This is a genomic window from Rhizobium sp. 01T437 (assembly GCF_056398505.1).
The window spans coordinates 568620-588458 of record NZ_JBFTPM010000006.1 but is presented as its reverse complement, the minus strand read 5'-3'; the positions used below and the strand labels follow the sequence as shown (position 1 = coordinate 588458).

Below are 19839 nucleotides of genomic sequence, written 5' to 3'. Positions count from 1 at the left end.
CGCGGTCTCTCCCAAGATACGCAGGTCACGCGACCACGGCTTGCATTACATCTGAGGGGTGAGCAGAGGACCATGAAAGATCATGCCCGCCGTTGATGATGCCATCGCCGCTGTCCGCGCCTTGGGGGCTATCGTCATCGAGAAAGGCGATGACTTCATTGGCAAGCCTTTCGCCTGCCGTCTCGGGCTGGGTGGTATCGTGTTCTATGATACCGCCCTGGATGAGAATGGCGTCGGAATAGAGGTGACCGGCAACATAGGTGGTGTTGCCGAAGCTGTCGTAATCGACGATTTCAGCGATATTGGCGACGGTATTGCTGCCCGTATCGATCGTGATCACGGCGTCCTGGTTGTTCTTCAGAAGCTCGGCTGCAGCCTGGGTCACGTCGTCGGAATCTCCGAGCACCGCGACCTGCTTGATGATCGTCATGTCGTAGAGATTGCCTGTGATGTAGAGAACATTCAGGCCGACATAGCCCTGGAAATTGGAATCGGTGGACAAGCCCTCGGGCATTGTCGGATCGCGCTCCTGGATCCCCTTCTCTGCCTCGTGCATATAGTCGGGCATGGTCTCGAAGCGGTCGTTGGTTCCAACATTGTGGATCGCCGCAAGATTCCAGATGAGATTGTTGCCTGACTGGATGGTGGCACCATCGTCTACACCGTCTTCGGCGCGGGCCCAGTCGTTGTCGTAGAGAAGTGAAATCTGCGTGATGCTATTGATATCGTAGACATTTCCGCTGACGATCACCAGATCGTACTGCAGGCCCATTTGGAAGAAGGACGAGAAATTCAGCGTCGTATTGCCGCCCGTCAGAACAGTCGCTTCCGACCCGCTCGTCATGACGGTCATGGTGTCGTTGTCGGTCACGAAGTGATATTGTTCGATCCAGTTCACGAAGGAGACGTCGCCCTCGATGACGCTGACACGCCAGGCCATCGGAAAGATGGGGTCGCCATGTGCATCGACCGTCGTCTGCGGTTGTGTTGACTGGAAACTGTCCCGTTCGAAGCTTGCAATATTGTAGGCGGTGACGCCGGCTGCATCGGCTGAGGAATGGAATACCGAGGCGATGCTGTCATTGTCGCTGTAGACATAGACCTGGGTGATCGCATCGACCTGGTGATAGTCGCCCATGACGGCGGTCACGGAAGAGATCACTGCCGTGTTGACGACGGATGCAATGTTGGCGACGAGATTTGCGCCCGCGGTGACCTCCAGGCTGTTTCCAGCCGGGTCATGCTGTTCGACGGATGTCTGGGTTTCGTCGGGTTCTTCAGGCAGTTTGGCGAGCCCCCGATCCGGCAACAGGTCGTCGAGCGCCGGAATCTCGGAAATGTGCTTGCCGTTCATATAGGCTCCGGTGATCTCGTCACCCGCCAGCACGAAATCATGTGCCTGATCGTTCGGATTGTCTGCCGGCGGCTCGCCCGCTCCGATCGATGTCTGGCCGGAATCCCTTACTCCCTGGATGTAGGTTTCCATATCCCCGGCGATCTGCTTGACCCCCTCTAGGGTGTCGGTCCGATGCAGGTTGGAAAAGGGAGAGAAAATCTCGGCCTTGGCGCTGAATTCCGCCAGTTTCTCGACGACGAAACTCGTATCGCGCGGGGCATGATTGCCACCAGTCATATCGAGATAATCGTCGTCGTAGAGAATGTTGACCTGTGTGGTGAAGCGGATCACCGAGCCCGGGCCGTCGAAAACCTGCAGCTCTTCTTCGGTTTCGATATCGATGTCCTGTGGGCTGCCGAACCGGGGCAGCGACGACACATCACGGTGGGCAATCTCGGAGAGCTTTTCGATGCTTTCCTCAAAGGGGCGGCCGAAGCGGCGCGCGCCCCCATAAACGATCTCATAGCTGACGCTTCTGTAGTTGACATCAGGATCGTAGTCCTGGAGCGCGAGATCGGAGGCGAAGGTGGGCGTGTTGGCGATCAGATCGTCAAGCGCCGGATTATTTTCGGCAGGGCCCGTACCCTCCGTCAGCCCCGCACGCAGCCTCATCTCATCGGTCGTCGTTTCGAATATGCCGATGAAATGGGCGATGATTTCTGAGAATTTCTCGATTTGCATTGCCTTGGCCTCCCTTATCGAAGAGACGACCGGCCATGCGACATCCTTCTAAGGGAGCCGCGCTGTTCGTCAATTCGCACGCAAGCATTCAAACTGCACCGGCAGAAGCCGGTGCAGCCCTTTCTTGTCTTGGAGGTTAGTGTCCGCTTGTATCTTCGCCGACATCGGAAACATGTGAGTTGCCGCCGATGACACTGGAGTCCACAGCATTGCTAAGCATGTTCGCACCCTGAACGAGTTCCATATGGAAGCCCGAATTGGCGAGTATTGCGGAAGCATCTGCCGTCGAAGTGCCTGCGACGTCGTCGCCTGCTTTGAGATCCCAGCCCTTGCCGTCCATATCGACGCCGTCAGCACCATGGGCCGTGCCGGCATTCGCACTCAGGTGGTTCTGAGCGCCGCCGTTCTCCATCGTGATGTTCCAGGCCTGATCCTGGTCTGCGAGATGGTTTGCCTGGACAGTGCTGAAGACTGAGTCGGCGCCTTCGCCGGACAGTGAACCGTTGAGGATATTGTCGATATTGAGGGTGAAGGAGAAGTCATCCCCGATGTCGAAGGTGAGGTCGTGGCCGGCTACGCCGAGGTTCCCGAAGTCCTTGACATCATCAATAACGGCGAAGTCCGTGTCCGTCTTGTTGAAGCTGTCGCTCGTATTGTGGCTATTGGTGGTCGTCTTGGTGTCGGTATCCGTGACCGTCTTGATGTCGGTGTCGATATCGGTCTTGGTGGTCGTGTCGTTATCGGTGATCGTCTTGATGTCAACGTCGTCGTCGCTGTACGACTTGGCGTCATAGCTCCAGTCGTAGTCCGACTTCGTGGTGGTGGTTGTGTCGTTGTCGTTGATGGTGGTCGTCTTGGTGTTCGTGTCGTCGTCCGACTTGTAGCTCCAGTCGTAGTCGTTATCGCGGTTGTCGCCGTTGTCGGTCTTCACATCGAGATCGACGTTGGCCTTGACGTCAACGTCCGTGCTGTTGTCGGTGTTATTGCGATTGTCACCATTGGCGATGCCGCCGACGTAACCTGTGGAATCATCATCGATTTCGGTTGAATTGATAGCGCTGGAAAGGCCTTCGGCCAGGGCGCCCACCTTGACGGTGTCGTCGTCTGAGCCCTGCGGACCGGGCTTCGGATCATAAGGCATTACGTTTCCTCCAGAAAAAAACTGGAGCAGCTTTCGAAGTCCCTCTCATCTCAAATGGGATCTTTGCTCGCGCTTGCTCCAATGTGTTAACATCGGCAGATGGACTCGATACCTTTTCACCTGCAGCTTCATCGCGATTTGTTGGCCAAATTCTGTATTGGGATTGTGCCTATTCAGTACAAAGACGCACAAATCCGGTCCCGGACTCGATATGAGCGCGAGCAAGGCAGTCGAACTTCTTTTTGAGTTCCCTCGAAAGAAGACCAAGTATCAAAAACACATGCTGATACTTGATTTTCACGTCGCCACTTTGGCAACCCTTACAGATTGATGGAAAAAATTGGGTCCCGATAGATATCAATTCGGGCTAAGGCATCTGAAGTCCGGTTCAATACTCCAGCTAAGCCAATACCGGATCGCCGGCTCGGAGAAGGCTGTGTGCGAATTCGGGACGGCGTCCCATACCTCGGAATCCGGAGGGTTCGACTGATTGCGGTATCGCGAAGTTAAGCTCGAAAGGTTCTCCGTCTTATTTTGAAATATCGTCTGCCCATTACCACTTTGCTTTTGTATGTCTCGAACTAATACATGCTGCTTTATACCGTGATCTAGTTGAAATACCGCCCGCTAGTATGTTTCTTGTCGGAAATGCAACCATAAAGTGGCAAAAAATAAATATAACTTCGTGACAACTAACCCATTTGGGCCATTTCTTTCCTTTGAAATCCATATTACCATAATTAAGAAATGCCTAAAAGATAAGGCGGCCACATGCCTAGGGGCAATGTTCGTCGGCATGTAATACCCGCCATCGCGCCAATGGGAGTAGAAGCTCCGAGTTTGAGTATAGTGTAGCGCTAGGGGAGGCGTATATGTTCATGGTTGGGTCGGAAGTAGGAGATTCGGATCAGGCAAGAAGACTGAGCCCGAATGGAGAAACAGTCCTGGTAATCGCCAAGGCGGACTTGTTCTCCGAGTGCATGGTTGAGGCACTGGCAAAGAAATTCCCGAATTTTGATGTCGTAAGCGTATCGAGCGCGCAGTCCATATCCGAGAAGGATATTCACGACATGCGGCTTGTCCTGTTCTATCATGTCGCCGGCGCCGAGTTGCACGATGCGCTGCAGGTCGTTCGTGAAAACCGTCCGGACGCATCCATCGGCCTTGTCGTCGAAGCTATCGATATGATGGAGCCCTATATCAGTCGTCTTGTCGAGGCGCGTGTCGTCGATGGCGTCCTGCCGCTCAATCTGCGTCTGGATGTCTTCATGGCGGCAATCGATCTGCTGATGAAGGGCGGCGAGCATTTTCCATCCGCGCTTCTGGGCCGTCTGTCCAACCGGGCAACGGCACAGCTCGAGCCCTCGCTGTACCAGACGAAGTCCGTCGACGCAGCGCGCGCCAATGCGCTGAAGCTTCGCCGCAACAGCATGGCGGCTCTGACCACGCGCGAGGTACAGATTCTCGACCTCATCTGTAAGGGCACGCAGAACAAGATCATCGCCGACAAGCTTCACCTGTCCGAAAACACGGTGAAGGTTCACGTCCGCAATATCTATAAGAAGATGAATGTGAGAAATCGCACTGAAGCGGCCTCACGTTTCTTCAACGATACGTCGGACAGTGGCGATCTCTCCGGCAGGTGGCCGCACTAGGCCATCAATCCATCCGGGACGAGCGGGCAAAGCAGCGTGATTTCTGGCCGAAACCGCTCGGCGAACAGATGTAAGGCGCGGAACCGGGATAGACCGCGGCGCTCACTTTAGCCGAAGCGGTCTTCGGTTCGGCAGCATAGGCGAAGTCCTTCGCGGCATGTGGCACGCTTGCCACAACGACATTCTTCTCCGTGCTTCCCACGATCGCGGTATCGACGACCGCACATGAGATCGGTCCGATGGCCGAGAGAACGATCGTCGCAGCCAAAGCTAGAGAGCTGAAGCTGCATGGCGCTCTGCCATGCATGCGATTATGAGTCGTCATTGAAAACCCTCTCTATCATCAGGGCAATAGCGACGCGCCCTCGCACACCAATGGCTGGCCACTCCTTATATTGGCTTCATTGACTGAAGCTGGAGCGGCCGGACAGAAAGCATGGCACCATAGTCATTGAGAGGGATTAATCAAGCAAATTCCGAAGTTTAATACTATAGCTATTTAGAATTGCTCCCGTGTTTTGAAGTTGACCTTCACTGATATCCTCTTATCATTTTGAGCATAGGTACAATTATCCGAAGAATAACCGAGCCGGTTATTTCATAGATACCACTTCGCATTGAAGTTATCGAGGCGGATCAAGAGGGAGCCTAAAGTATAGAAGGGTCTATGAAGACCACACGACATGGGAAGGAATTTGTAGTGCGTAGTATTCCCACCGAAGGATATTCAGGATCTGCATTCGCATCGCCACGACAGCAGTCAAAAACCGTGCTGGTCAACGGAGGCGCCGGTTTCCTGGGTTCCCATCTTTGCGAGCGACTTCTCGAGCGCGGCCATCAGGTCATCTGTCTCGACAATTTCTACACCGGCCGCCACGTCAATATCGAGCATCTGCTGCAGAATGCCCGTTTTCGGCTTTTGGAACATGACGTGCGCCAGCCTTATGACGTCGAGGCTTCCGTCATCTTTAACTTTGCTTCGCCAGCCTCGCCGCCGGACTATCAGCGTGATCCCGTCGGCACCTTGCTGACCAATGTGCTTGGAGCCGTCAATACGCTCGATGCAGCCCGCCGCAGCGGCGCAACGGTCGTCCAATCCTCGACTTCGGAAGTCTATGGGGATCCGCACGAGAATCCGCAGCGCGAAACCTATTTCGGCAATGTCAACCCGATCGGCCCGCGCGGCTGCTACGACGAGGGCAAGCGGTCAGCCGAAACCCTGTTCTTCGATTATCACCGCAAGTATGGCGTCGATATCAAGGTTGGCCGGATCTTCAATACCTATGGTCCGCGTATGCGCCTTGATGATGGACGCGTCGTATCCAATTTCATCGTCCAGGCGCTCTCCAACACCGACATAACGATCTACGGTGATGGCCGGCAGACCCGCTCCTTCTGCTATGTCGACGATCTCGTCGCTGGTTTCCTTCGTTTCGCTGATGCCGGCGAACACTGCGTCGGTCCGATCAATCTCGGCAATCCGGCGGAGATCACTGTGCGGGATCTGGCCGAAATCGTCCTTGATCTGACCAATTCGCGCTCGCGCATCATTTACCTGCCGGCCGTGGCAGACGATCCGCAGCAGCGCCGTCCGGATATTTCCAGAGCCAGAGAAGAATTGAACTGGTGGCCGACGACGGAGCTGAAGACCGGGCTGAAGCGTACGATAGCCTATTTCGATGCGCTGCTTGCCCGCAAGGAAGTGGTGGAGGCCGTATGAAATGCCCCGCTACATCCTGGTTACGGGTGGCGCCGGCTTCATCGGCAGCCACATCTGCAAGGCGCTTGCGCGTGCCGGCATGGTTCCGGTCACCTATGACAATCTTTCCACCGGACATATCGACAGCGTCCGGTGGGGACCGCTGATCCAGGCGGATATCGCCGATGGCGCAAGGTTGCGGCATGTCATGGCCGAGTACTCGCCGGATTGTGTCATCCATTGCGGTGCCAATGCCTATGTCGGTGAATCCGTCGAAAAGCCGAGCATTTATTATCGCAACAATGTCATCGGCAGCCTGTCGCTGCTGGACGCCTGTCTCGATTGCGGTATCGACAGGATCGTCTTTTCCAGCAGCTGCGCGACCTACGGCATTCCCGAGATGCTGCCGATCTGTGAGAAGACACCGCAACAGCCGGTCAATCCTTATGGCAGGACCAAGCTGATCTTCGAAATGGCACTGGAGGATTATGCGGCCGCCTATGGTATCCGTTTCGCCGCACTCCGTTACTTCAATGCGGCCGGTGCCGATCCGGAAGGCCAGCTTGCCGAGCGGCACTATCCCGAGACCCATCTGATCCCGCGCGCTCTTCTCGCCGCAAGCGGCCGGATCGAGAGCCTCGATATTTTCGGTACCGACTATTCGACGGAAGATGGCACCTGCGTCAGGGATTACATCCATGTCAGCGATCTTGCCCAAGCGCATCTTGCCGCCGTTCGCCATCTTCTGGTTGGCGGCAATTCCCTGAGCCTCAATCTGGGCTCCGGCCGTGGCACGTCGGTCGGCGAGATCCTTAATGCCGTCAAAAGAAAGACCGGTCACAGGGTGCCGATCCGTTGTCAGCCGCGCCGCGCGGGTGATCCGCCTGCGCTTTTCGCCGATACGAAAAGGGCTCACCTTGAGCTGGACTTCATGCCGGTACTTTCGGATATCGATACGATCATCCGCACGGCCGGCCCGACTTTCGGACTGGAAGTGATCGCATGAGCACCAGCGCCGAAATCGACCGCGTACATCAGTCTTCTGCCGCCAAATCCGAGATGTTCGAGCCCGTCTTTACCGGATGGAATCGAGCCGCCTATGGTTTTGGCATCGTCTGCTGGCTGGCAGCACTTGCTTACTTCTGGCTCTGGTGGGCTGAGCCCACTCACGTCGTTTCATGGCCGGCATTCCTGCTCGTCACCGTCATCCTTGGCTGGGTCACCCTGATACCGGCCTATTTCATCCTGATCTTTCTGGATGCAAGGCAGGTCAGCTCATCCGCCGACCTGCCGAAGGGCCGCGTCGCCATGGTGGTCACCAAGGCGCCGTCCGAACCTTTCGCCGTCGTGCGCAAGACGCTTCTTGCGATGCTCGATCAGAAGGGCGTCGAGTTCGATGTCTGGCTCGCTGATGAAGATCCGTCCGATGAGACCAAGAGATGGTGCGGGCAGCATGGCGTCTTGATCTCAACCCGCAAGGGCGTCAGCGAATATCACCGTCCCGTCTGGCCGCGCCGCACGCGCTGCAAGGAAGGCAATCTCGCCTATTTCTATGATCACTTCGGCTATGAGCGCTATGATTTCGTCGCCCAGTTCGATGCCGATCATGTGCCGACGCCGACTTATCTTCGCGAGGTCCTGCGCCCCTTCTCCGATCCCGAAGTCGGCTATGTCTCGGCACCCAGTATCTGCGATGCCAATGCTGCCGAAAGCTGGGCCGCCCGCGGCAGGCTCTATGCCGAAGCGAGCCTGCATGGTTCGCTGCAGGCGGGATACAATAATGGCTGGGCGCCGCTCTGCATCGGCTCGCACTATGCCGTTCGCACGGCCGCCTTGAGGAAGATCGGCGGGCTCGGTCCCGAGCTTGCGGAAGATCATTCGACCACGCTGATGATGAATGCCGGCGGCTGGCGCGGGGTCCATGCGGTCAATGCCATCGCCCATGGCGACGGGCCGGCGACCTTTGCCGATCTGGTGGTGCAGGAGTTCCAGTGGTCGCGCAGCCTGGTCACCATCCTCCTGCTGCATTCTCGCCGGCATGTCGCCCGGCTGCCGCTGAAGCTGAAATTCCAGTTCCTGTTTTCGCAGCTCTGGTATCCGCTGTTTTCGACCTTCATGGCGGTAATGTTCCTGCTGCCGGTTGCAGCCCTGCTCACCGGCCATGTCTTCGTCAACGTCACCTACCCGGCATTCCTGCTGCATTCTCTGCCGCTTTCGATCGTGCTGACGGTATTCGCCATCTTCTGGCGCGCGTCAGGCACATTCAGACCATACGATGCAAAGCTCTTCGGCTGGGAAGGGGTGGTCTTCATCCTGCTGCGCTGGCCCTGGTCGCTTGCCGGCACCCTCGCTGCCGCACGCGATTACGTGACCGGTTCTTTCGTGGATTTCCGCATCACTCCGAAGGGTGATCAGGGACAGCGCAAATTGCCGGCGCGGATAATGGCGCCATACGTCGCACTATTGGCCATTTGTGCTGCGGCCATGGTTTTTGCTGCCGATGGCGATGGTGCGCGTGGCTTCCAGATCTTCGCGGCGATCAACCTGTTGATCTATGTATCGCTCGTAATCCTGGTTGTCGTCTGTCACACCGTCGAGAACGGTCAGTCCCTTTTGCCACAAGTATACGGCCTGCGGTTCGCCGCCGCCGGCGGTCTCGTCGCCTGCCTGGTCAGCGCGGTGCAACTCGGTAACCACGGGCTAGCTGCCATGGAAGCGCTTTCGCACGGCCAGCCCTTCGTCACCTTTACCCAGTCGCAATTTGCTGTGGCGGGTGCAGGGCTCGGCGGCGGCAAGACCAGGATCGTGAAATTCCGTCTCAAATGGCACGGTTTCGCCGAAGCCGGTCGTGAACGAAGGGATGTTGGGGAGAGCAGAAATGCGTGAGGAGGATAAAATGAGCATGACGATAAGATTGACGGGAGGAGCGCTGGCTCTGTGCCTCAGCCTCATCCTCTCGGCGAGTGCACTCGCAGCAGAAAAGACGAAGGCACCGATACCGACGCCGCTGAGTGCCGGCGAACTCTACGTGATCTACGCCGACAAGACCTGGACCTGGGATACGGGTGGCGGGCGTTTCATTGGCGAGGGCAGGCATTTCGTCGCCTGGGTCGACAATGGCGGCAAACAGTCTTTCGCCGAGGGGCGCTGGGTCGTCGATGATCTCGGTCAGATGTGCATGCGCGCAACCTGGACCAATAATGAGGGGGCGGCACGTGCCAGTACCTGCTTCGGCCACCGCAAGATCGGCAACACGATCTATCAGCGGCGTCAGCCGAGCGGGGACTGGTACGTGTTCCGGCACGCTTCCACGAAAGCCGATGATGAGTTCCGGAAGCTGGTTCCGGCAGACACGGTGAGCCTGAAAGCCAAAGAGCTGAAGCAGGTTCTCGCGACCAATAAATAGCCGAAGGGGAGGAAAAGACTATGAAAACCCTGGCGAAGAAAATCTCGACGGCAACAATCGCGATGCTTCTGCTCGGCGTTGCCGACCTGTCGCATCGAAGCGAGGCGCAAAACAGCACCACCGTCATGAATGCGGGTGCGCAGACGATCACCGACAAGGCGATCACCGACAAGCGGCCCGCCATTCATGCCGATGGCATCAAGTTTGGTGCCTACGACCCGCATGGCGATTTCGGTGCACAGCAGAGCGTGACGACGGAGCATCTCTTCCTTCCATGGGAAGACGTCGATCTCGAAACGCTGCGTGTGGCGGATGCCTACGCGCTGGCAAGAGGCCGCAACCTGCTGATCACGGTGGAGCCCTGGTCGTGGGATGTGGACTGGCGGCTGACGTCAGATGAACTTCGCTGGAAGCTGTTTCACGGCGACTACGATGCGAACATGCGGGCAATTGCCAGGATGATCGCCCAGTTGAAAAGCCCTGTCATCGTCCGCTGGGGTCAGGAAATGGAAGACGACTCCGGCCGCTTTTCGTGGTCCGGCTGGAATCCTCCTGAATATATAGCCGCCTACAGGCGCATGATGGATATCGTGCGGCAGGAGGCGCCCGGTACGAAACTCATGTGGTCGCCGAAGGGAAAACCCGGCCTTAATGCCTACTACCCCGGCGACACCTACGTCGATTTCGTCGGCCTGTCCGTTTTCGGCCTGGAGCCCTATGACAAAATCGCTCACCACGGCCCGCGAACCTTCGCCGAGGCATTGAAGCCAGGTTACGACCTTGTCGCCCAATACGGCAAACCCATCTGGGTGGCCGAACTCGGCTATGAGGGGAGCGATGCCTACATCAAGCCGTGGATGGAGACTGCGACGATGAAACAGAGCGATTTTCCTGAGCTTCAGGAGGTCGTCTACTTCAATGACCGCGACGTGCACGCCTGGCCGTTCAATCTCGGGCGGCCCGACTGGCGGGTCATTGACGACGCCAGCAACTGAGCCGATATCGCCAATGAGAAAGGCCCGCTGGTGGCGGGCCTTTGCCTGTTCAGACTGAGTATGATTAACCCTTAAGCGTGCCCTTGCCGATTTCGACGAGCTTGGTTGCGGCATCGGCTACCGAGATGCGCTCGAAGGCGAGCTCGTCGCAGGTCGGACGAAGAACACGCTGGTCGAATTCGGTCGCGCCCATCGGTACCGGCCGCGGATATTCGCCGACCTGATCCTTGAGCAGATTGACGTACTTGACTGTTTCCTGCTCTGTCGGGTTGAGCTGCGGCAGGATAGCTTCGCGAACCGCCGGCGACATCGGCACGCCACGTTCCACACCGAGGATCTTGCCCGCTTCCGGATCGTTGACGAAGAAACTGATGAACTTTGCGGCGGCTTCGCCCTGCTTGGTCGTGGCACCCACGCTCCAGATCAGTGCCGGGCGATAATAATGGCCTGATGGACCGCCCTTCTTCTCGCGCGGCAGCATGGTGATGCCCAGCTTGTTCTTGATGATGAGCTGGTAGCCGACCATCTGGTTGGAGTAGGCCATGCCGATCACCGATTTGCCAAGGCCGAGGCAGTTGGTGTCGATCGTGTTCTGGTCTAGCGTCTGAACGTCGGCGGCGACGGTGCCGCCTGCCTTGCGCAGCTTTTCCCAGTAGTCGAACCATTCCTTGGCATCGTCGACCGTGAAGCCGAGACCGACGCTCTCCTTGGCGAAGACGCTCTTGCCGCGCTGGCGCAGCCAGGCGTCGAAGACATAATTGTAGCGCGCCGCATAGGGGCCGCCACCCTTGCCGGAGGCTTTGCCGAGTTCCACGGCGAGCTTGGCATACTCATCCCAGGTGAGATCGGGCGTCGGTAGCGGAATACCCGCCTTTTCGAATTCGACGGTGTCGAAGAACATCGCGAAGGAATTGAGGCCGAGGCCGACACCATAGAGCTTGCCGTCAACCGTGGTCAGTTTCAGCATGTCTGCGCCGAAGTTGTCGACCTTAAGCGTCGAAGGCACGAATTCATCGAGCGGCAGGCAGGCACCGCGCTTGGAATAGTCGGAGATTGTACCCGGCTCGAGCTGGAAGACGTCGGCGATCGCGCGGCCCGCCATTTGCGTGGCCAGCTTCGTCCAGTAGCCGTCGCCCGAAAGCGACTCGCCGACAATAGTGACACCCGGTGTCTTCGACTGATAGAGCTTGGCAACATCCAGCGTGCGCTTGGCGCGGTCGTTGGAACCCCACCACATGGCGCGAAGCGAAGCGTCCTCTGCAAATGCGGGGATCGAGCTGCCGGCGCCAAAGGCAAGGCCGGCCGCAGCACCCGCGGTTCCCATCAAGAATGAACGGCGATTGACCTGCATTGATTTCCTCCTGTGTCTGATGCCCGGTGCCATCCTCCAATGGTCTTTCCAGGCGTTCCGGAGGTTAGAGTACGCAAAAAATTTCTCTTTGCAAGAATTTATGATTATCTTGCAAATTTGCATAATTTGCATAATCTTTGCCATATGAACGAGATCAAAATGAATGAGATCAAGACCAGGCGACCGCGACAGGCCGATATTGCCAGTCTGGCCGGCGTTTCGGTTTCCACGGTATCGCGGGTGCTGGCCAATGAACCCGGTATCAGCGAAAATGTGCGGCGGCACATTTTGAAGGTCGCTGCCGAACATGGCTATCCGGTGAAGACTGTTTCGGAAAGCGTTCCGGGCGGGCTTGCCCTGATTGCCAGCGACGGGGCGACCGGTGGCCTCAGCGTATTCTACGAATCGATCGTTGAGGGCCTTCGCGCCGGTGCCGCCGATGCCGGCATGCCTTTCGAAGTGCGGCTCGTGCGCGAGGACCGCACCACGCCTGACGTCGTCGGCGAGTATATGCAGACAGCGGAAGCCGAAGGGCTTTTCCTCGTCGGCATCGATCCCAGTGATACGCTGCGGGCCTGGCTGGAAGAGACGGGAACACCGACCGTTCTCGTCAACGGTACCGATCCGCGCCTGCGCCTCGATGGCGTCTCGCCCTCCAATTTTTTCGGCGCCTACGAGGCGACGAGCCGGCTCACGAAAGCCGGTCATCGCCGTATCCTACATCTCACCGGCTCGCATCGCCATACGATCCGCGAACGTGTGCGAGGCTTCGAGGCGGCGATTGCCGCGGTTCCAGGTGCCGAAGGCCGGCTCGTTCCGCTCACCTTCCAGGGCAGCGCCAGCCGCGAGGCGCATGAGCGCACAGTCGCGATGCTCACGGAAGACCCCGGATACACGGCGGCCTTCTGCATGAATGATTTCATTGCCGTCGGCGTGCTCGAAGCCGTCACCGAAGCAGGCCTTCGCGTTCCCGAGGATTTCGCGATCGTCGGCTTCGATGACCTGCCCTGTGCCGTCATGACCAATCCCAGGCTTTCCACTATGCGCGTCGACCGCGCGGCGCTTGGCCGCGAGGCCGTCTCCCTTCTGATCTCCCGCTACCGCGACAGGACCGCTCCCGCCCGCCATATCTGCCAGGCGGTCGTTCCCGTTACCGGAGGCACTGTTCCTGATACCGACAAGCTGTGAGTGATGCCGATGACCTATGATCCCGCCAGCGCCAATCCGCTTGCAGGCAATCCGCTGAAGACCCGCGCCGACATGATCCGCGCTGTCAACGATCTCTTCAATCCGCTGTTGCCCTTCTTCTCTGATGGCAATGCCCGTGTTCGCCTCGATGGCGCCGGCGCTCATTTCGACCGGGCCGCTGCTGATCTTGAAGGTTTCGCACGTCCACTCTGGGGTCTTGCACCGCTCGGCGCCGGCAAGAATGATTTCGCCCATTGGCACCGCTTTGCCGAAGGTCTTGCGAATGGCTGTGATCCGACCCATCCCGAGTATTGGGGCACGGTCAATGCACGCGACCAGCGCATGGTGGAACTCGCCGCTCTCGGTTTTGCCCTGGCGCTGGTACCCGACAAGATTTGGGAGCCGCTCGACAAGCGCGCTCGTGACAATATCGTTGCCTATTTCAAGCATGTCCGGCAGTTCGACTATGCCGACAACAACTGGAAATTCTTCCGGATCTTCGTCGATATCGCTCTCGACCGACTCGGCGCCGATTTCGACCGCAGCCTGACCAAGCAATATCTTGAGGAACTCGAAGGCTTCTACATTGGCGACGGCTGGTACCGTGACGGCAATATCCGCCGCATCGACCACTACATTCCCTTCGCCATGCATTTCTACGGCTTGATCTATTCCAAGCTGGTCGATGACGACTATGCCAAACGCTACCGCGAGCGCGCGGTCCTTTTCGCCAAGGATTTCCGCCACTGGTTTGCGCCCGATGGCGCAACGATCCCCTTCGGCCGCAGCCTCACCTATCGTTTCGCCTGCGCCGGTTTCTGGTCGGCGCTCGCCTTCGCCGATCTGGAGGCATTGCCCTGGGGCGAGATCAAGCATCTCTGCCTCGAGCATCTGCGTTGGTGGCGGGACAAGCCGATCGCCAGCCATGATGGCGTTCTCTCCATTGGCTTCGGCTATCCGAACCTCTTGATGTCGGAGAGCTATAATTCTGCCGGCTCACCCTACTGGGCCTTTAAGGCCTTCCTGCCGCTCGCCATTGCCGAGGATCATCCCTTCTGGACCGCAGAGGAAAAGGCGCCTGAGCAAGCCCCCGAGGTCGTTCCGCAGCGCCATCCGGGCATGGTGGTCATGCGTGCCGGCAATGATGTGGTGGCGCTCTCGTCTGGTCAGGAAAATCTGCAGATGCGCTTCGGCACGGAGAAATACGCAAAATTTGCCTATTCTGCCCGCTACGGCTTCAGCGTCGAGGCTGACGAGCGAGCCTTCGCACTCGGCGCCTTCGATTCCGCGCTCGCCTTCAGCGATGACGGCCTGCATTACCGCGTCCGCGAAACCAATGAAGAAGCGAAGATCGCCGGCAACATCCTTTACTCCAGATGGTCAGCCTTCAAGGATGTGAAGGTCGAAACCTGGCTCGTACCATCGGCCCCATGGCATATCCGCGTTCACCGCATCACAACACCACGCCTGCTGCAGACCGCGGAAGGCGGCTTTGCGATTGCCAAGCGCGATCTCGATGCGGACACGCTTTCGGCGGCCGAAGGCTCGGCCCACGCGATCGGCGAAGTTGATTTCACCGGCATCGTCGACCTCGGTTCTTCGATCAAGCGAAACGGCCTTGCCCAGAAGGCATTGCCGAATACCAACATGATCGTTTCCAAGACGCTCGTGCCCCAGCTCCGCGGTGAGATTCCGGCTGGTGAAACAGTTCTGGTCACGGCTGTACTCGCGTTGAACGATCCGGCTGCCGTATCGGGGGCATGGACCACGCCGCCGAAAGCACCCGATATCGCTGCGCTCCAGAAGCTGGTCAGCGAGAAGGGCGTAACCGTCAGCGCCATCGAAGCGCCAGGACATATGCCATGAGCCGTGCTGCCATCGTCCTCGCCATGCAGCCTTCCCGCACGGAGCATGTGCTACCCGAGGCGGTTCTTCGCCGGCTGGATGGCATCGGGCGCCTGCTCGATGCCGAACCGCTTCAGCACTTCGATGACGAGCGCGCAAAGCGTCTGTTGTCCGAGGCGGAAATCCTCATCACAGGCTGGGGTGCACCCTATGTTGGTCGCGAGGTTCTGGCGCTTGCGCCGAAGCTGAAGCTCGTTGTTCATGCGGCGGGGACGGTGAAGGGCCTCGTCGATGCCGGCATTTTCGAAGCCGGCGTCGTCGTCAGCCATGCGGCCGAGGCCAATGCCGTGCCGGTCGCCGAATTCACGCTCGCCGCAATCATCTTTGCCGGCAAACATGTCTTCCGTTTCCGCGACCTCTATGTCGGCGACCGCCATCGCGATCGCACCCATCCGATGCAGCGTGAGGCCATCGGCAACTATCGCCGCACGGTCGGCATCATCGGTGCGTCACGCATCGGTCGACGCGTCATCGATCTGCTGAAGCCCTTCGATTACAAGGTACTGCTCTTCGATCCGACCATCGATGCCGGTCAGGCGCGCGGAATGGGCGTGCACAAGGTGGAGCTCGACGATCTCATGCGTCATTCGGATATCGTCTCCCTCCACGCGCCATCACTGCCGTCCACCTACCATATGATCGATGCCGCAAAACTGGCGCTGATGAAGGATGGCGCGACGCTGATCAATACCGCGCGCGGCGCGCTGATCGATGAGGACGCTTTGCTTGACGTGCTGAAGACCGGCCGTATCGACGCCATTATCGATGTGACCGATCCCGAAATACCGGGATCGGAGTCGGCGTTTTACGACCTGCGCAACGTCTTCCTGACACCGCATATCGCCGGTGCCGTCGGCCTCGAGCGCACCCGCCTCGGTGAAATGGCAGCGGATGAGGCCGAACGCTTCACCAAAGGCGAGCCTCTGCTTTACCGGCTCACCCTCGAAAACCTGGAAAATACCGCCTGAGGCGTCTTAAGACGCCTTCAGCGAGTTCGGCGAACCGTCATTGGCAAGCTCCGGCATCAGGTCGGAAATATTGACGACCTTGCCGGTGCGCGAGCTCGTCAGCGCCGCAATACCGCAAAGCACGGACATGGCGCCGGCGCGGGTGCCGGCCCGCTGCGCGAGCTTGTCCTGCATATCGGGCTTGAAGATCATGTTGCGCATCCGGTCGTCACCGCCGTAATGGCCGCCGGAAAAGTGTGGTACCGTGATGCGCTCGACGGCCTCCTTACCGTGCGGGAAGCTGCGGATCAGCAGGATCGTATCTTCCTTTGGCTCTTCCCACGGCTGTGCTTCATACTGGCGGATTTCGATACGACCCTTGGTGCCGTTGAAGGCGAGGTGATGGCCCTCGATCGGCTGGAACGTGTTCAGTGAATAGGAGACATGGACATTGTTTCGGTAGCGGATCGAAGTGACCATCGTATCGGGAATGTCAATATCTTCGCGGAAGACACAGCCGTCGCGGAAATAACCATCGATCTTCGAGGGATCCTCATAGAGCGTGTCGAGGAAGGGATCCTTTTCGAGGTCGAGGTAATAATCGCATTCCTGCGTGTGCGGACAGAGCTTGCAGCGCGGGCCGCGAAAAGGACCTTTGCGGCCGTAATTCTGCAGATCGGCAAAAGAGGTAACGGCGTCAGGATCGCTGTCGAGATACCAGTTCAGAAGGTCGAAATGATGCGTTGCCTTGTGAACGAAGAGGCTGCCGGAATTTTCCGTATAGGCATGCCAGCGGCGGAAATAATCAGCACCATGCTTTGTGTTGAGATACCAGTGGAAGTCGACTGAGGTGACGCGGCCGATCTCGCCGGAATTCAAGAGCTCCTTGATCTTCGCTGCCGTCGGCGCATAGCGATAGTTGAAGGAGACGTCGACCCGGCGGCYGGTGCGCTTTTCGGCATCCAGAATCCGGCGAATCTTCTCCACTGACGTGGTCATCGGCTTTTCGGTGATGACGTCGATGCCGGATTCCAGCGCCCTGACCACGATATCGTCATGCGTATGGTCGGGCGTACAGACGATAACGAGATCCGGCTTCTGCTCTGTGAGCATCGAATCGATGTTTTCATAGAGCGGCGCATTGCTGCCGATCATGGTGCGGGCGCGCTCGCCGCGCAGCGAATTCTTCTCGACGATCGCAGTCAGGTCGACATGCTCGCGCCAGCCGGCCAAGAGATCCTTGCCCCACATCGTGGTGCCGCGGTTACCGGTGCCGATCAGGGCAAAACGGCGTTTCTCCATCGAATGATTCCTCCTTCATACGTGATGAAACGATTGGACTTTAGAGCAATCCCAGCAAAAGTGTGCAGCGGTTTTGCGTCCGGAATTGCGTGAAAACAAAGAGATAGAGCATGTCCGTGTTTCGAAGAAAAACGGACATGCTCTAGAATCAGATTTGGCAGCAGCTCCTGAAGCGCTCGACGCAGGTGGCGATCACCTCGTCGGCGGGACGCTTCCACCAGTTCTCAGCTGAGAAGATCTCGACCTCCTGCGCGCCGAAGAAGCCGGCAGCTTCCACCATCCGTCTTATGCCTTTGAGATCGATGACGCCATCGCCCATCATGCCGCGGTCGAGCAGCATATCCTTGGTCGGCACCAGCCAGTCGCAGATGTGATGGGCAAAAATGCGCTTCATCCGTCCGGCGCGGGCAATCTGATTTGCTAGATCAGGATCCCACCAGACGTGATAGACATCGACGGCAACGCCGACATCCTCGCCGAGTTGCTCGCACATATCGAGCGCCTGGCTAAGCGTGTTCACGCAGGCCCGGTCGGCCGCATACATCGGATGCAGCGGCTCGATCGCGAGCTTCACGCCCGAAGCCTGCGCATGCGGCAGCACGGCGGCAATGCCGTCGAACACCATCTGGCGGGCCGCGACGATATCCTTCGAACTATCAGGCAAACCGCCGACGACGAGCACGAGGCAATCGGCGGAAAACGCTGCCGCCTCGTCAATGGCGCGTCTGTTGTCGTCGAGGTTTTTCTGCCAGTCGGCTTCGGTTGCCGCCGGAAAGAAGCCGCCGCGGCAGAGCCCGGTCAGCTTGATACCGTTCGACTTGACGATGCGCACTGCCTCGTCGAGGCCGGCCTTGGCGACCTGATCGCGCCAGGGCGCGATCGAGGTAATACCGTGTTTCAGGCAGATATCGACGGCTTCGGCAAAGCAGCATTGCTCGCGGATTGTCGCAAGGTTGATCGAAAGTCCTTCGACCTGCATGTCATTCCCTCCCATTGCCGCGCCGACACTCAGTGAACGCCGTGGACGGCAAGCACCTGCTTCATGCGATCAGTTGCGAGCTCCGGATCGGCCAGGACCCGAGCCTTGTCGGCGAGGCGGAAAAGCTCCGCCAGATGCGTCAGCGAGCGCGTGCTCTGCTGGCCGCCGATCATTGTGAAATGATCCTGCAGGCCGTTGAGATAGGCGAGGAAGACGACGCCGGTCTTGTAGAAGCGTGTCGGCGCCTTGAAGATGTGGCGCGACAGCGGAACGGTCGGCTCGAGCAGATCGAAGAATTCGTGGTTGCTCTTGCGGCCAAGCGCGTCGAGCGAAGCCGAAGCCGCAGGCGCGATGGCGTCAAAGATGCCGAGCAGTGCATCCGAATGGCCCTGCTCGTCGCCAGCGATCAGTTCGGCGTAGTTGAAGTCATCGCCGGTGTACATGCGCACGCCCTTCGGCAGCTGCCGGCGCATCGTCACTTCCTTCTCCTTGGAAAGAAGCGAGATCTTGATACCGTCAACCTTTGCGGCATTGGCTTCGATCACCTGCAGGCAGGTTTCCATCGCCTTCAGATGGTCGCCATTGCCCCAATATCCCTGAAGCGCCGGGTCGAACATTTCTCCGAGCCAATGGATGACGACAGGTTCTTTTACCTGGCGAAGAATGCGGTCATAGACCCTGACATAGTCGTCCGGCCCCTTGGCGGCGGCGGCTAGCGCCCGGCTTGCCATCAGGATGATGCGACCGCCGGCAGCTTCCACCGTTTCGATCTGCTCTTCATAAGCCCTAATGATCGTATCGATGGTCACGTCGGGGCCGGGCGTCAGATGGTCGGTGCCGGCGCCGCAGGCAATCAGCGCGTCCTTGCGCCCGGCTGCTTCGGCAAGCGCGCGGCGGATCAGCTCGCGGGCTTCCGGCCAGCCGAGGCCCATGCCGCGCTGTGCAGTATCCATTGCTTCGGCCACGCCGAGGCCGAGGTCCCAAAGCCGATGGCGGAAGGCAAGCGTCCGTTCCCAGTCGATCGCCGGTGTCAGCCACGGATCATTGCCGGCGAGCGGATCGGCGACCACATGGGCGGCGGCAAAGGCGATACGCGGGAAGCTCTTGGCGTCCCGCTTCTTGAGTTCGATCGGCGTGCCGGTCAGCGTATAAGAAGCGATCTTGCCGTCGAGGGGAAGATTGATCGTCGTCACG

General features: G+C 58.4%; 15 protein-coding genes and 1 pseudogene. 9 read left to right on the top strand and 7 right to left on the bottom strand.

Annotated elements, in window-relative coordinates:
- Positions 1-25: 25 nt before the first annotated feature.
- The gene (locus AC1DM5_RS15965) at positions 26-2077 is read right to left on the bottom strand and encodes a hypothetical protein (protein WP_477975232.1); all 2052 of its coding nucleotides are present in this window, start codon (positions 2075-2077) and stop codon (positions 26-28) included.
- Positions 2078-2213: 136 nt separating this feature from the next.
- Positions 2214-3218 (bottom strand): fibrinogen-binding protein, encoded by a 1005-nt coding sequence (locus AC1DM5_RS15960; RefSeq protein ID WP_477824149.1) that lies wholly within the window; start codon positions 3216-3218, stop codon positions 2214-2216.
- A gap of 872 nt (positions 3219-4090) precedes the next feature.
- Between AC1DM5_RS15960 and AC1DM5_RS15955 the strand changes: the two genes are divergently transcribed.
- Positions 4091-4873 (top strand): helix-turn-helix transcriptional regulator, encoded by a 783-nt coding sequence (locus AC1DM5_RS15955; RefSeq protein WP_007818235.1) that lies wholly within the window; start codon positions 4091-4093, stop codon positions 4871-4873.
- 4 nt (positions 4874-4877) lie between these two features.
- Here the strand turns inward: AC1DM5_RS15955 and AC1DM5_RS15950 are convergent, their stop codons facing one another.
- Entirely contained in the window at positions 4878-5198 is a 321-nt protein-coding gene (locus tag AC1DM5_RS15950; RefSeq protein WP_477824148.1) for a hypothetical protein, read from the bottom strand.
- A gap of 375 nt (positions 5199-5573) precedes the next feature.
- Here AC1DM5_RS15950 and AC1DM5_RS15945 point away from each other — a divergent pair, with 375 nt between their 5' ends.
- The 5 genes and pseudogenes from AC1DM5_RS15945 (at position 5574) to AC1DM5_RS15925 (ending at position 10973) form a co-directional block, all read left to right on the top strand.
- Positions 5574-6593 carry a UDP-glucuronic acid decarboxylase family protein gene (locus AC1DM5_RS15945; RefSeq protein WP_477921738.1) on the top strand — a complete coding sequence of 340 codons (1020 nt, stop codon included), beginning with the start codon at positions 5574-5576 and terminating at the stop codon, positions 6591-6593.
- A gap of 1 nt (position 6594) precedes the next feature.
- Positions 6595-7578, top strand: coding sequence for a UDP-glucose 4-epimerase GalE (gene galE, locus AC1DM5_RS15940; RefSeq protein ID WP_477824146.1), 984 nt, complete (start codon positions 6595-6597; stop codon positions 7576-7578).
- The gene (locus tag AC1DM5_RS15935; protein WP_477975230.1) at positions 7575-9458 is read left to right on the top strand and encodes a glycosyltransferase family 2 protein; all 1884 of its coding nucleotides are present in this window, start codon (positions 7575-7577) and stop codon (positions 9456-9458) included. The genes galE and AC1DM5_RS15935 overlap by 4 nt, the downstream gene beginning before the upstream one ends.
- Positions 9459-9468: 10 nt before the next feature.
- Positions 9469-9991, top strand: a pseudogene (locus tag AC1DM5_RS15930) (DUF995 domain-containing protein); the annotation flags it as partial.
- 7 nt (positions 9992-9998) lie between these two features.
- Positions 9999-10973, top strand: coding sequence for a glycoside hydrolase family 26 protein (locus AC1DM5_RS15925; RefSeq protein ID WP_477820754.1), 975 nt, complete (start codon positions 9999-10001; stop codon positions 10971-10973).
- A gap of 64 nt (positions 10974-11037) precedes the next feature.
- Here the strand turns inward: AC1DM5_RS15925 and AC1DM5_RS15920 are convergent, their stop codons facing one another.
- On the bottom strand, positions 11038-12324 hold the full coding sequence (locus tag AC1DM5_RS15920; RefSeq protein ID WP_439016967.1) for an ABC transporter substrate-binding protein: 1287 nt from the start codon (positions 12322-12324) through the stop codon (positions 11038-11040).
- A gap of 159 nt (positions 12325-12483) precedes the next feature.
- Between AC1DM5_RS15920 and AC1DM5_RS15915 the strand changes: the two genes are divergently transcribed.
- From AC1DM5_RS15915 to AC1DM5_RS15905, 3 genes are read left to right on the top strand one after another with little or no spacing between them, the layout of a single operon-like run.
- Entirely contained in the window at positions 12484-13512 is a 1029-nt protein-coding gene (locus tag AC1DM5_RS15915; protein ID WP_477820755.1) for a LacI family DNA-binding transcriptional regulator, read from the top strand.
- Positions 13513-13521: 9 nt separating this feature from the next.
- Positions 13522-15378 carry a DUF2264 domain-containing protein gene (locus tag AC1DM5_RS15910; RefSeq protein ID WP_477820756.1) on the top strand — a complete coding sequence of 619 codons (1857 nt, stop codon included), beginning with the start codon at positions 13522-13524 and terminating at the stop codon, positions 15376-15378.
- Entirely contained in the window at positions 15375-16385 is a 1011-nt protein-coding gene (locus tag AC1DM5_RS15905; protein ID WP_477820757.1) for a hydroxyacid dehydrogenase, read from the top strand. The genes AC1DM5_RS15910 and AC1DM5_RS15905 overlap by 4 nt, the downstream gene beginning before the upstream one ends.
- Before the next feature lie 6 nt (positions 16386-16391).
- Here AC1DM5_RS15905 and AC1DM5_RS15900 read toward each other — a convergent pair whose 3' ends face one another.
- From AC1DM5_RS15900 to AC1DM5_RS15890, 3 genes are all read right to left on the bottom strand, one after another.
- Complete coding sequence (locus tag AC1DM5_RS15900) at positions 16392-17666, bottom strand: Gfo/Idh/MocA family protein (RefSeq protein ID WP_477975228.1); 1275 nt, start codon at positions 17664-17666, stop codon at positions 16392-16394.
- A gap of 148 nt (positions 17667-17814) precedes the next feature.
- A complete protein-coding gene (locus AC1DM5_RS15895) occupies positions 17815-18645 on the bottom strand; it encodes a sugar phosphate isomerase/epimerase family protein (RefSeq protein WP_477820759.1) in 831 nt (276 codons plus the stop codon).
- Positions 18646-18674: 29 nt separating this feature from the next.
- Entirely contained in the window at positions 18675-19838 is a 1164-nt protein-coding gene (locus AC1DM5_RS15890) for a dihydrodipicolinate synthase family protein (RefSeq protein ID WP_477820760.1), read from the bottom strand.
- Position 19839: the final 1 nt, after the last annotated feature.